Raw genomic sequence first — 12,612 nt, forward strand, 5'->3', positions numbered from 1 at the left:
CAGCCACACCCCGAAGTGCCGCACCGCCGCCGTCGCCCGAGGCGCTGGCCCGCGTGGGCCGCCTGGTGCGGCACTTCGGGGTGTGGCTGCTCGCCGGCGTCGCCGTGACGCTGCTGCCGCTGCCGTGGCGGTTCGCGGCGATCGCGTTCCTCGTCGGGGCCGTGGTCACCGGGATCCGTGCGCTGCGCGCCGTCGTCCGGTCGGGGCTGCGCGGCGGCGTGGGGGCCATGCTGGTCGCGGGCCTGCTGATGACGGCGCTGGTGCTGGTCGGCTCGCTCGGCTCGCTGGCGACCTGGCGGATCGACGCCGACCGGCAGGCGTGCCTGCAGGGCGCGCTCACCCGGTCCGCGGAGGCGGCGTGCGAGCGCGCGTACGACGACGCGGTGGGCGACCTGACGAGCCGGCTGACCGGCACGCGCGGCTGACCCGGCGGGCGTCGGCTGACCTCACGGGCGTCGGCTGATCCCGGCGGCCGGGACCGGCCCGGGGGTCAGCCCCGGCGGACCAGACCCGTCGCCCCGGCCCACACCCGGCGCGCCGCGGCGGCGACCGCCGCGCGCACGTGCCGGTCCCCCGGCAGCAGCACGAGCAGCGCCCCGAGCGCGACCCCGCCGGCGACGGCCAGCGCGACCAGCAGCGGCTCGGGCCCCAGCTCGGTCATCCGGCCCGGCCCGATCCCCCCGCGCGCGAGAGCCGCGAGCACCAGCGCGCCGAGCCCCGCCGTGGCGGCGGACACCAGCCCGGCGGCCGGGGCGTCCAGCGCCCGCTCGGTGACCAGCCGGCGGCGCAGCACGAGCGCAGCCGCGGCCCCGGCCAGCAGCGTGACGACCGGCAGCGCCACGAGCACCCCGCCGACGACGTCCGGCGCGGGCAGCGCGCCGAGCAGCGGCACCGCCGGCAGCGCACCGGCCTGCACCCCGCCCGTCGCGAACGACGTGCCGGTGCCGACCGCGAACCCGGGGCCCACGAGCCAGGCCAGCGCCCAGAGCACCAGCGTCGGCGCGTAGGCGAGCTCGGCGACCGCGAGCACGACGCCCCCGACCGCGTCGAGCCGGAGGCTGCCGACCACCTCGGCGATCGCGCTCCGGCCGGTCACCACCCACAGCGTCGCGAGGACGGCCGCGAGCAGCACCAGCGTCGCGAGCGCGGTGGTCCCCGCGGCGACCCCGTGCGCGACCGGCTCCGGCAGCCGCGCGCGCACCGGCTGCACCACGTCCCGGAACCGCGGCGCCTCCGGCCGCCGGAGCAGGCCCGCGCCGAGCCCACCGGCCGCGACCGCCGCCGCGCCCAGCAGCCCGATGCCGACGTGCAGCAGCGGGACGCCGGTGACCAGCCCGACGACGAGCGCCACCCCGACGTACGCCCCCACGCCCGCGCCGAACGCCGACCGGGTCGCGTACCCGGACCGGCGCGCGGAGGCGTAGCAGCCGAACACCGCGAGCGCGGTCAGGCCCAGCGGGACGAGGGTCACGGACGGGGCGTCGGTCAGCGGGACCCCGTGCGCGAGCAGCCACAGCCCGGCGGCCACCTCCACCGCGCGGGTCCACGGGATGCCGGTCGTCGCCGGGGCCGCGGAGGTCGCCACGTACGCGGCGATCGCCGGGAGCACCACGACGAGCAGCGACAGCAGCGCCGCCTGCAGCCCCGCGAGCATGCCGCCGACCCAGCGCGGGGCGCCGTCGAGGTCGCTCACGAAGAACCGCGGCGGGGCCGAGTCGTCGAGCACCCGGCGCCGCGGCCGGCCGCCGGGCGCGCCGGAGCCGCGTCCGTCGGGGCGCGTGCCGGGCGGGGTGCTCACCGCCCCATGGTCCCCGCCGCGGGCGCCCGGGCGGGCGAGGCGCCCCGGCGCGCCGCGGGGTGGCGTGCCCCACGCCCCGCACGACGACGGGCGCCGCACCCCTGGGAGGGTGCGGCGCCCGTCGGTGCGCGGTGCGCGGGTCAGCTGAGCAGCGCGCGCGCCAGCTCGGCCGTCTCGGTCGGCGTGGTGCCGACCTTCACCCCGGCGGCCTCGAGGGCCTCCTTCTTGGCCTGCGCGGTGCCGGCCGAGCCGGACACGATCGCGCCGGCGTGGCCCATCGTCTTGCCCTCGGGGGCGGTGAAGCCCGCGACGTAGCCGACGACCGGCTTGGTCACGTGCTCGGTGATGTACGCCGCGGCCCGCTCCTCGGCGTCGCCGCCGATCTCGCCGATCATGACGATCAGGTCGGTCTCGGGGTCGGCCTCGAACGCGGCGAGCGCGTCGATGTGCGTCGTGCCGATGATCGGGTCGCCGCCGATGCCGACGGCCGTCGAGAACCCGAGGTCCCGCAGCTCGTACATCATCTGGTAGGTCAGCGTGCCGGACTTCGACACCAGGCCGATCCGGCCGGGGCCGGTGATGTCCGACGGGATGATGCCGACGTTCGACTTCCCGGGGCTGATGAGGCCCGGGCAGTTCGGGCCGAGCAGCCGGACGCCCTTGGCCTGGGCGTAGGCGAAGAACTCGGCGGTGTCGGCGACCGGGACGCCCTCGGTGATGATCACGATCAGCGGCACGCCGGCGTCGACGGCCTCGATGACGGCGGCCTTGGTGAAGGCCGGCGGCACGAAGATCACCGACACGTCGGCGTTCGTCGCCTCGACGGCCTGGGCCACCGAGCCGAACACCGGGATCGCCACGGTCAGGCCGGAGCCGTCGCCGCGGGGGAAGTCGACGCTGGTGCCCGCCTTGCGCGGGTTCACGCCGCCGACGACGGTGGTGCCGGACGCCAGCATGCGGGTGGTGTGCTTGCTGCCTTCGGACCCGGTCATGCCCTGCACGATGACCTTGGAGTCCGCGGTCAGGAAGATCGCCATGGTGGGTTGTCTCTCGTCTCTCGCGTCGCTGCGGTCGGTCAGGCGGTGGCGGCCAGGCGGGCGGCCTCGGCGGCGCCCCCGTCCATGGTCTCGGCCAGCGTGACGAGCGGGTGGGCCGCGTCCCGGATGATCCGGCGGCCCTCGAGCACGTTGTTGCCGTCCAGGCGCACGACCAGCGGCTTGGTGGCCTCGTCGCCCAGGATGCCGAGCGCCGCGACGATGCCGTTGGCGACCGCGTCGCACGCCGTGATGCCGCCGAACACGTTGACGAACACCGACTTCACCTGCGGGTCGGACAGGATGATGTCCAGCCCGGCCGCCATCACCTCGGCCGAGGCGCCGCCGCCGATGTCGAGGAAGTTCGCCGGCTTCACGCCGCCGTGCTGCTGCCCGGCGTACGCGACGACGTCGAGGGTGCTCATCACGAGCCCCGCGCCGTTGCCGATCACGCCGACCTCGCCGTCGAGCTTGACGTAGTTGAGGTCCTTCTCCTTGGCGCGCGCCTCGAGCGGGTCGGCCGCGGCGGCGTCCTCGAGGGCCGCGTGGTCCTCGTGCCGGAAGTCGGCGTTGCCGTCGAGCGTGACCTTGCCGTCGAGCGCGACCACGTCGCCGGCCTCGGTCAGCACGAGCGGGTTCACCTCGACGAGCGTGGCGTCCTCCTCGCGGTAGACGTCCCAGAGCTTCGTCAGCACCGCGGCGACCTTGGGGCCCACCTCGGCATCGAAGCCCGCGGCCGCGACGATCTCGTCGGCCTTGGCCTGGTCGATGCCCACGCGCGGGTCCACCGGGACCTTGGCCAGCGCCTCGGGCCGCTCGACCGCGAGCTGCTCGATCTCCATGCCGCCCTCGACGCTCGCCATCGCGAGGTACCGGCGCTCGGCCCGGTCGAGCAGCAGGGAGAAGTAGTACTCCTTCGCGATGCTCGCGCCGGCGGCGATCATCACGCGGTGCACCGTGTGGCCCTTGATGTCCATGCCGAGGATCTCGCCGGCGCGCTGCTCGGCCTCCTCCGCGGAGCGGGCGATCTTGACGCCGCCGGCCTTGCCGCGGCCGCCGGTCTTCACCTGCGCCTTGACGACCACCACGCCGGTCGCGCCGTCGGCGCCCAGCAGGGTCTCGGCCGCCGCACGCGCCTCGGAAGGCGTCGTCGCGACGATCCCTCCCAGGACGGGTACCCCGTGCCGCTCGAAGATGTCACGTGCCTGGTACTCGAACAGGTCCACCTGCTGCGGTCCTTCCCTCGCCCTGCGGTCCCGTGGGTGGGATCTGGCTGCTCTGCCGCCGACGATCGTAGCCCGGGGCCGGAGCTTTATCTTCACGTCGAGATATGTGACCCAGGTCGCACGAGTGGCGTCAACGATTCTTGACAGCGCGTCGGGTGTCAACCACAGTTGACACATGACCGGCACCGACCCCAACACCGACTCCGCCGACGGCGCGCTCGCCGCGGCGACGGCCGACGACCCCGCGACCGGGCTGCGCGCCGTGCGCTCCCTGCGGGTGCTCGCCGACCGGCTGGAGACCCTGCAGGTCGGCCGGGCCCGCGAGCTCGGCTGGTCGTGGCAGGACATCGCGGACGCCCTCGGCGTGAGCCGGCAGGCCGTCCACCAGAAGCACCACCGCAAGGGCTGAGCGGCCGCCGCGCCGCCGGACCATCCGGAGAGGAGACGACGATGTTCGAGAGGTTCACCACCGGCGCCCGCACGGCGGTCGTGCAGGCGCAGGAGATCGCCCGCGACCTCGGCGACGCCCGCATCACGCCCGCCCACCTGGTCGTCGCGGTCGCGTCCGTCCCGGACGCGGCCGCCGAGGCGCTCGCCGCGCAGGGGGCCGACCGGGCCGCGCTGCTCGACGCCTTCGACGGCGACGGGCTCGACGCGACCGCGCTGGCGGCGCTGGGGATCGACCTGGACGCCGTCCGCCGGCGCGCGGACACCGTGTTCGGCGCGGGCGCGCTGGACCGGGCGGACCGGGCGCGGCGGTCCGGCGGCGGGCGGCGCGGCGGGGCGGGCGGGCACGTGCCGTTCACCAGGGACGCGAAGAAGACCCTCGAGGTCGCGCTGCGCGAGGCCATCCGGCTCGGGCACCGGCGGATCGAGGCCGGGCACGTGCTGCTCGCGGTCGTCCGGCTGTCCGACACCGACGGCCACGCCCTGCTGCGCCGGGCGGGGGTCGACCCGGCGGCGCTGGCGGCCGACGTCACCGCGCGCCTCGGCGACGCGGCCGCGGCCTGACCGGCGGCGGCCGTCCGCCCGGCCGGCGTCCGCGAGTGAGTACCAGACGCGTCGAGTGCCTATCCGCCGGATAGGCACTCGACGCGTTCCATGCACTCTCGGCGCCGCGGCCGCCGGGAGGCCGGGTCGACGGGTTGCCGTCAGGCGGTCGGGACGGGGTAGCCCTCGGAGGGCTGCACGACGACGAAGCCCGGGCCGTGGAACGCGTACTGGAAGGCCTCCCCGGTGCCGCCGCGGAGCAGCGAGCTGACGTTCATGCTCGACACGACGCCGGGCGTGAGGTTCGCCGACCAGCACACGGCGGCGTTCGGGTCGACGAAGGTCGGCTGCTGCGAGCAGTCCAGGATCATCGGCTGGCCGTGCGACGTGAGCGCCACGGTGCCCTGCCCCTGGATGAGCGTGTTCCAGAACCCGCCGGTCATCATCCCGGCGCCCTTGGTCCGGTGCATGTCCCACTGCAGCGCGGCGTCGAACGCGAGCAGCGACGAGCCGCCGACGCTGATCGCGTCGCCCTCGAGCTGGAGCAGGAACACGTGCTCGGCGGCGCGCGCGAAGAACACCTCGCCCGGGCCGGACACCCGCATCAGCGGCTGGTCGTCGGCGCTCATCGCGCGCTTGACGAACCGGGCCAGCGAGCCGGACGACTCGTGGTGGAACTGGACCTGCCCCTGGTGGGCGACCATCGCGCCCTTCGCCGCGAGGACGTCGGGGCCGAGGGTGACCTTGAGCATCTTGGTGCTCTGCAGGACGAACCGCTCGGCGGTCTGCACCTCGGCGTTGGCCTGGTCGAAGATCGGGCTGCGCATGCCCCGATCATGCCCGATATGCGCAGGTGGCAGGCTCGCGACCGCGCGTCGGACGGGCGGGACCACCCGTCCGGGGCGCGCGGGCCTACAGCTTCGTGACCGGCGAGTACCGCAGCAGCAGCCGCTTGGTGCCCTCGGTGCCGAAGTCGACCTTGGCCACCGCGTTCGGCCCGCCGCCCTCGACGGCGACCACGGTGCCGAGGCCGTAGGCGTCGTGCGTGACCTTGTCCCCCACCGTCAGCGTCGGGATGGCGGCGTCCGGGCGCGGGGTCGCCGAGCCGAACGTCGCGCCGCCGGACCCGGGCGCCTTGCGGGGCGGCTCGCCCGCGCGGGACGCCGCGGAGCTCTTCTTCCAGCTCTGCGTGCTGCCGGAGCCGGAGCGCTCGCCGTAGCCGCCGCCCGAGGAGTACCCGGACCGCCCGCCGAGGAACCCGCCCGGGCCGCGCAGCCGGTCGTTCGACGACTCGCGCCGCCGCCAGTCGATGAGGTCCTCGGGCAGGTCGTCGAGGAACCGGCTCGGCGGGAACTCGTTCGGCACGCCCCACGCGGTGCGGACCGCGGCGCGCGAGATGTACAGCCGCTGCCGCGCCCGGGTGAGGCCGACGTAGGCCAGCCGGCGCTCCTCGGCGAGCTGGTCGGTGTCGGCGAGCGACCGCATGTGCGGGAACGTGCCGTCCTCCATGCCGGTGAGGAACACCACGGGGAACTCCAGGCCCTTGGCCGTGTGCAGGGTCATCAGCGTGATGACGCCCTGGTCCGGCTTGGGCTCGCCCTCGGAGTCCCCGCCGTCGTCGGACGGGATCTGGTCCGAGTCCGCGACCAGCGACACGCGCTCGAGGAAGTCGGCGAGGTCGCCGTCCGGGTCGGACTGCTCGAACTCCGAGGCCACCGCGTGCAGCTCGGCGAGGTTCTCCACCCGGGTCTGGTCCTGGGGGTCCTCGCTCGCGCGCAGCTCGGCCAGGTAGCCGCTGCGGTCCAGCACGACGGACAGGATCTCGGCCGGGCCGGCGCCCGACTCGGTGAGCGCCCGCAGGTCGGCCATCATCTCGGCGAACGCCCGCAGGCCGGTGATCGCGCGGGTCCCGAGGCCGGGCACCTCCTCCAGGCGCTCCAGCGCCTGCCCGAACGAGACGCGCTCGCGCTCCGCGTAGCCTGCGACCATCGCCTCGGACCGGTCGCCGAGCCCCCGCTTGGGCACGTTGAGGATCCGGCGCAGGTTCACGTCGTCGTCGGGGTTGGCGATCGCGCGCAGGTACGCCACGGCGTCCTTGATCTCGCGCCGCTCGTAGAACCGGGTGCCGCCGACGACCTTGTACGGCAGGCCGACGCGGATCAGCACCTCCTCCAGCGCGCGGGACTGCGCGTTGGCCCGGTAGAAGATCGCGACGTCGCCGGGGCGGACGCCGTCAGAGTCGCCGAGGCGGTCGATCTCCTCCGCGACGAACCGCGCCTCCTCGTGCTCGTTGTCGGCGACGTAGGCGACGATCTTCGGCCCGGAGCCGGAGTCGGTCCACAGCCGCTTGGGCTTGCGGCCGGGGTTCTTGCTGATCACCGCGTTCGCGGCGGACAGGATGGTCTGCGTCGAGCGGTAGTTCTGCTCCAGCAGGATGGTCGTGGCGTCCGGGTAGTCCGCCTCGAACTCCATGATGTTGCGGATGCTGGCGCCGCGGAACGCGTAGATCGACTGGTCGGCGTCGCCGACGACGGTGAGCTCGCCGCGCGGGACGGCGGCGTCCGCGCCCGGGTCCGCCGCACCGACGCCCGCGAGCTCGCGCACCAGCACGTACTGCGCGTGGTTGGTGTCCTGGTACTCGTCGACCAGCACGTGCCGGAACCGGCGGCGGTAGTGCTCGGCGACCGCGGGGAACGCCTGCAGCAGGTTGACCGTCGTCATGATGAGGTCGTCGAAGTCGAGGGCGTTCGCCTGGCGCAGCCGCTGCTGGTAGCGGGTGTAGACCTGCGCGAGCGCCTGGTCGAAGTCGTTGGACCCGCTCGCGGTGGCCGCGAACGCGTCGGGGTCGACCAGCTCGTCCTTGAGGTTGGAGATCTTGGACTGCAGCGCCTTCGGCGGGTACTTCTTCGGGTCCAGGTCGAGCTCGCGCGCCACGAGGCTCAGCAGCCGCTGCGAGTCGGCGGAGTCGTAGATCGAGAACGACTGCCGCAGGCCGAGCGTCTGCGCCTCGCGGCGCAGGATCCGGACGCACGCCGAGTGGAACGTCGACACCCACATCATCCGGGCGGACGGGCCCACCAGCGACGCCACGCGCTCGCGCATCTCCGCCGCGGCCTTGTTGGTGAACGTGATCGCGAGGATCTCCCCCGCCCGCGCCTGCCGGGTCGCCAGCAGGTGCGCGATGCGGTGGGTCAGCACCCGGGTCTTGCCCGAGCCGGCACCCGCGACGATGAGCAGCGGGCCGCCGTGGTGCAGCACCGCGGCACGCTGCTGCGGGTTGAGGCCGACGAGCAGCGCGTCGGCGTCGATCGACGGCGCGCGGCCGCGGCCCCGGCGGTCGTCGCCGTCCCCGGGCATGTCGGGGGCCTCGCCCGCGCGGGCGCCGGGCTGGTCACCGCGCGGTGGCACGGCGGCCGGCAGGCGGCCGAGGTCGGAGAGGGCGAGTCCGGGCAGCGGCAGGTTCTCGAAGAGCGACGTCATGGCATGAGCAAGCCTAGGCGCCCCCACCGACACCCGCGGCGCCTCACCCCCGCGCCAGCAGCACCTCGCGCAGCGCCGACAGCAGCGACGCCGGCAGGCCCAGCGCCTCCAGGTGCGACAGCCGCACGTGCAGCGGCCGGTCGGACGTCGCGGCGGCCAGGGCGCGGGTCAGCAGCGCGTTCTCGGTCCACGCCCCGCGGAGCACCCGGAGGACCTCCGCCTCCGGCGCCGGACCCGCGAGCGGCACCGTGCCGCACGTCACCTCGAGGCGTGCCCCGGCGGGCACGGCGCGCACGTCGACGCGCAGCCGGCCGTCCTCGCCGACCCGGGCCGCGACGGGGACCGGCGCCCCGTCGACGACCGCGAGGACGGACCCGGCAGCCGCCTCCGCCGCCCCCGCCGTCGCCAGCGTCAGCGTCCAGTCCCGCTCGGCCGGCACGCACGCCGCGGCGCCCTCGACGGGTCCGACCGCCAGCGTGCCGGGCCCGTCGGCCCACGCGATCGGCGTCCGTGCCACGCCCCCCGGGTCCGTGCCGTCGCCCGCACCGTCGTCCTCGACCAGCGTGAACGCGCCGTCGGCACCGGGCACGACCAGCAGCTCCAGGTGGTCCGGGTTCACCGCGTCGTTGCCCGGCACCTCGGCGCCGTCGAGCGGCACGACCGCGCCCGGCCGCGCCAGCACCGGGACCGAGTCGAGCGTCCGGTGCAGGTCGAGCAGCCGGTCGCCGTCGTAGACCGCGCCGGTGAGCACGTCGACCCAGGTGCCCGGCGGCAGCCAGGCCCGCACGGCGGACGCCCGGGTGACCGGGTCGGTCGGCGTCGTGACCGGTGCGACCAGCAGCTCCGAGCCGAACAGGAACTGCTGCGGGGCGTCGTACGCCTCCTCGCGGTCCGGCCACGCGTGGTACATCGGGCGGACCAGGGCCTGCGCCGACGACGCGGCCCGGTGGTTCATCGTGTGCAGGTAGGGCACCAGCCGGTGCCGCAGCCGCAGGAACGCGGTCTGGACCTGGCGGGCGTGCGGCCCGAACGACCACGGCTCCTTGCTGGTGAACGGGTTGTCCGACGAGTGCAGCCGCAGGATCGGCGAGAACGTGCCGAGCTGCACCCACCGGGTCGCCAGCTCCTCGTCCCGCACGCCGAAGTAGTGCCCGCCGATGTCGTGCGACCACCAGCCGTAGCCGATGTTCGCGGCGGTCGCGGTGAACTCCGGCTGGAACGCGAGCGAGTCCCAGGTGATGACGGTGTCCCCCGAGAAGCCCACCGGGTACCGGTGGCTGCCCGGCCCGGCGTACCGGGAGAACGTCAGCCCGCGCCGGCCGTCGCGCGCGCTGTCGAGGTAGTGGAAGTGGTTGAGCATCCACAGCGGGTCGATCCCGGCGACCCGCGAGTGCGCGCCCTGCTGCCAGTCGACCCACCAGAAGTCCACGCCGTCGCGCTCGAGCCCGCGGTGCAGGACCGAGAAGTACGCCGCCAGGAAGTCGCGGTCGGTCACGTCGAACGCGATCGGGTCGCCGTCGGGCTCGCGGCCGAGCGCGGCGCACATCGCGGCGTAGGCGTCCTCGTGCGCCCGGACGCCGTCGGCGGGGTGCACGTTGAGCGTGACCCGCAGCCCGCGCTCGTGCAGCCAGGACAGCAGCGCCGGCGGGTCGGGGAACAGGTCGCGGTTCCACGTGTACCCGGTCCAGCCGGAGCCGAGCGCCGGGTCCACCTCGGTGACGTGCCAGTCCATGTCGAGCACCGACACCGACAGCGGGATCCGCTCCGCAGCGAACCGCTCGACGACCTCCCGGTACCCCTGCGCGGTGTACCGGTGGAACCGGCTCCACCAGGTGCCCAGCGCCCACCGGGGCAGCACGGGGACCGGCCCGGACACCGCGTGGAACGCGCGCAGCGCCTCGGCGTGGTCGTGCGCGTAGCCGAACACGTACAGGTCCTGCCGGGAGCCGTCGCGCGGGGCGACCCACCCGTCGGGCTCGAACACCATCGACCGCGAGTCGTCCAGCACCGCGTAGCCCTGCCGGGACACGACGCCGCCCTCGAGCGGCACCCGGCCGTCGGCCTCGTCGAGCGTGCGGGCGGTGCCCCCGAGACCCTCGGCGGCCTGACCGAACCGCCAGACCGAGTGGTACGCGCTCACGCCGCCGCTGACCTCGACGGACAGGCCGGCGGTGCTGAACGGGCCGCGGTCGTAGACGAGGCGCAGCCGGGACGTGACGACCTCGACGACGTGCCCGCGGTCGACGACGCGGAACTCCGGGACCGGCAGCGCCCGGTGCCGCGCGAACGTGCTCGGACGGTCCTCGAACCGGCCGTCCTCGGCGTACTCGAGCCGCATCAGCCCGTCGGCGAGCACGGTCACGCGCCACCGGTCGCCCTGGACCACCGCGCGGGGGTCGGCCGCGCCGTCGGGGGCCGGGCCGGTCGCGAGGGCGAGGGGCTGGCGGGGCTGCTCGGGCTGGCGCTGCGTCGGTGCGGTCACGACACCTGTTTAGCGTTAAACTTCGGCTAGCGTCAACGGGTCGCGGGTCGCCGCGGCCCCGCCCGACTGGAGGACCCCTGGACCGCGTCACGCTCAAGGACATCGCGCACCAGGTCGGCGTGAGCGTGATGACGGTGTCCAACGTGGTGAACGGCCGCACCGAGCGGGTCTCCCCCGCGACCGCCGCCCGGGTCGAGCGCGCCGTCGCGGACCTCGGCTACGTCCCCAGCGCCGCGGCCCGGTCGCTCGTCGCGCGCCGCTCGCGGCTCGTCGGCCTGCTGCTGCCCGGGCGGCCCGACGGCGTCAGCCTGCTCGCGAGCCCGCACGACGTCGCCGTCACCGGCGCGCTCGAGGCCGCGCTGCGCGAGCGCGACCACCACCTGATGCTGCGCGGGGTCGGCGACGCCGCGGACGTCCGGGACTCCGTGCGCCGGTGGGGGCTCGACGGCGTGGTGGTCATGGGGTTCACCGACGCCGCGCTCGCCGGGCTCGACCTGCCGCCGGCGGTGCCGGCGGTGCTCGTGGACGTCGACGGCGGGACCGGGCCGGCGGAGCGACCCGCGCGGGCGCACGTCCGGTCCGACGACCGGGCCGGCGGCCGGCTCGCCGGCGCGCACCTCGCCGGGCTGGGGCACCGCGGCCTGCTGCTGTGCGGGCCGGTCGACGGGGCGAGCCGGGTCGTCGCCGAGCGGCTCGCCGGGTTCCGGGAGGCGGCGGCGGACGCCGGGCTGCCCGCGGACGCGGTGCGGGTCGCCCACGCGCGGACGACCTACGACGAGGGCGTCGCGCTCGGCCCGCGGCTCGCCGACGACGTGCGCGCCGGGACCGTCACCGCGGTGCTCGCGACGGCGGACGTGCTGGCCGCCGGGGTGGTCCGCGGGCTGACCGACGCGGGGCTGCGGGTCCCGGCGGACGTGTCGGTGCTCGGCTACGACGACGCCGAGCTCGCCCGCCAGGTCACCCCGCGGCTGTCGACGGTCGCGCAGGACACGGCCGGCAAGGGCCGGCTGGCGGCGGAGCTGCTGCTCGGCCTGGTGACGGGCGAGGACGCGGCCCCGCGCTCGGCGACGGTGCCGGTCGCGCTGGTCGCCCGGGAGACGACGGGGCCGGCGCCGTCCTGACGACGCCGGCCCGCGTCCGGGCGGTCAGCGCCAGAGGACGGCGACGGCCACGTTCGCCAGGGTCAGGCCCAGGGTCGCGCCCACCAGGCCGCGGGTGACCCGCTCGGGACGCCGCGAGCCGTACCAGACCAGCCCGGTCACGACGAGCGCGACCAGCAGCTTCACGGCGATCTTGGCGTTGTCCGGCGGCTCCAGGCCGCCGACCTCGGCGGACCGCAGCCCGACCATGACGATCCCCGTGACCAGCGCGGTCAGGGCGCCGTGCAGCGCGCCCTTCGGGAACGCCGGCTGCCGCAGCGTGACCAGGCACCCGCCCAGCACGATCGCCCAGCCGACCAGGTGCAGCACGACCAGCAGGCCGTACACGACGCTCATGGGACTTCCCTCGCTCGGTGCCCGGTGCGTGCAAGGATCCCCTGCGCGGCCTCGTCGGCCGCGCACCGCTGTGCCCGACGACCCCGAGCCTTGAGGATGTCATGAC

Annotated in this window: 11 protein-coding genes; 4 read left to right on the plus strand and 7 right to left on the minus strand. The window is 75.5% G+C overall.

All coding sequences use genetic code 11. The annotated features are described in order from the left end of the window. On the plus strand, positions 1 to 425 hold a 425-nt coding region (locus G6556_RS12070), incomplete at its 5' end, for a hypothetical protein (protein WP_205693381.1). 65 nt (positions 426 to 490) lie between these two features. Here G6556_RS12070 and G6556_RS12075 read toward each other — a convergent pair. From G6556_RS12075 to sucC, 3 genes are all read right to left on the minus strand, one after another. Then, the gene (locus G6556_RS12075) at positions 491 to 1,798 is read right to left on the minus strand and encodes a DUF6350 family protein (protein ID WP_166941618.1); all 1,308 of its coding nucleotides are present in this window, start codon (positions 1,796 to 1,798) and stop codon (positions 491 to 493) included. Between the two features lie 140 nt (positions 1,799 to 1,938). Further along, the gene (gene sucD / locus G6556_RS12080) at positions 1,939 to 2,835 is read right to left on the minus strand and encodes a succinate--CoA ligase subunit alpha (protein ID WP_166941620.1); all 897 of its coding nucleotides are present in this window, start codon (positions 2,833 to 2,835) and stop codon (positions 1,939 to 1,941) included. Between the two features lie 38 nt (positions 2,836 to 2,873). Beyond that, entirely contained in the window at positions 2,874 to 4,058 is a 1,185-nt protein-coding gene (gene sucC / locus G6556_RS12085) for an ADP-forming succinate--CoA ligase subunit beta (RefSeq protein WP_166941622.1), read from the minus strand. Positions 4,059 to 4,233: 175 nt separating this feature from the next. Here sucC and G6556_RS12090 point away from each other — a divergent pair, with 175 nt between their 5' ends. Together G6556_RS12090 and G6556_RS12095 are read left to right on the plus strand one after the other, a co-directional pair. Next, entirely contained in the window at positions 4,234 to 4,467 is a 234-nt protein-coding gene (locus G6556_RS12090) for a helix-turn-helix domain-containing protein (protein ID WP_166941624.1), read from the plus strand. Positions 4,468 to 4,508: 41 nt separating this feature from the next. Continuing rightward, positions 4,509 to 5,069 (plus strand): Clp protease N-terminal domain-containing protein, encoded by a 561-nt coding sequence (locus tag G6556_RS12095; protein WP_166941626.1) that lies wholly within the window; start codon positions 4,509 to 4,511, stop codon positions 5,067 to 5,069. 140 nt (positions 5,070 to 5,209) lie between these two features. On the opposite strand, the gene G6556_RS12100 is transcribed toward G6556_RS12095, so the two are convergent. The 3 genes from G6556_RS12100 to G6556_RS12110 all read right to left on the minus strand — a co-directional run bounded on the left by G6556_RS12100 (position 5,210) and on the right by G6556_RS12110 (position 11,010). Then, on the minus strand, positions 5,210 to 5,875 hold the full coding sequence (locus G6556_RS12100; RefSeq protein ID WP_166941628.1) for an AIM24 family protein: 666 nt from the start codon (positions 5,873 to 5,875) through the stop codon (positions 5,210 to 5,212). Between the two features lie 85 nt (positions 5,876 to 5,960). Next, on the minus strand, positions 5,961 to 8,528 hold the full coding sequence (pcrA, locus tag G6556_RS12105; protein WP_166941630.1) for a DNA helicase PcrA: 2,568 nt from the start codon (positions 8,526 to 8,528) through the stop codon (positions 5,961 to 5,963). Positions 8,529 to 8,571: 43 nt separating this feature from the next. Continuing rightward, a complete protein-coding gene (locus G6556_RS12110) occupies positions 8,572 to 11,010 on the minus strand; it encodes a TIM-barrel domain-containing protein (protein ID WP_346774859.1) in 2,439 nt (812 codons plus the stop codon). On the opposite strand from G6556_RS12110, the gene G6556_RS12115 reads away from it, so the two are divergent. After that, positions 11,001 to 12,131, plus strand: a complete 1,131-nt coding sequence (locus G6556_RS12115) for a LacI family DNA-binding transcriptional regulator (RefSeq protein ID WP_346774860.1) — start codon at positions 11,001 to 11,003, stop codon at positions 12,129 to 12,131. The two genes, G6556_RS12110 and G6556_RS12115, sit on opposite strands and share 10 nt — an antisense overlap. Positions 12,132 to 12,155: 24 nt before the next feature. On the opposite strand, the gene G6556_RS12120 is transcribed toward G6556_RS12115, so the two are convergent. Beyond that, positions 12,156 to 12,506, minus strand: a complete 351-nt coding sequence (locus G6556_RS12120; RefSeq protein WP_166941634.1) for a hypothetical protein — start codon at positions 12,504 to 12,506, stop codon at positions 12,156 to 12,158. Positions 12,507 to 12,612: the final 106 nt, after the last annotated feature.

The sequence above is a fragment of the Cellulomonas sp. IC4_254 genome, from assembly GCF_011603975.1.
GTDB lineage: Bacteria > Actinomycetota > Actinomycetes > Actinomycetales > Cellulomonadaceae > Cellulomonas.

Bases quoted from the DNA above. Each gene is read 5' to 3' on its own strand.
- G6556_RS12120 (WP_166941634.1), bottom strand. From the start codon at position 12,506: ATGAGCGTCGTGTACGGCCTGCTGGTCGTGCTGCACCTGGTCGGCTGG.
- sucD (WP_166941620.1), bottom strand. From the start codon at position 2,835: ATGGCGATCTTCCTGACCGCGGACTCCAAGGTCATCGTGCAGGGCATG.
- G6556_RS12100 (WP_166941628.1), bottom strand. From the start codon at position 5,875: ATGCGCAGCCCGATCTTCGACCAGGCCAACGCCGAGGTGCAGACCGCC.
- G6556_RS12095 (WP_166941626.1), top strand. From the start codon at position 4,509: ATGTTCGAGAGGTTCACCACCGGCGCCCGCACGGCGGTCGTGCAGGCG.
- G6556_RS12090 (WP_166941624.1), top strand. From the start codon at position 4,234: ATGACCGGCACCGACCCCAACACCGACTCCGCCGACGGCGCGCTCGCC.
- pcrA (WP_166941630.1), bottom strand. From the start codon at position 8,528: ATGACGTCGCTCTTCGAGAACCTGCCGCTGCCCGGACTCGCCCTCTCC.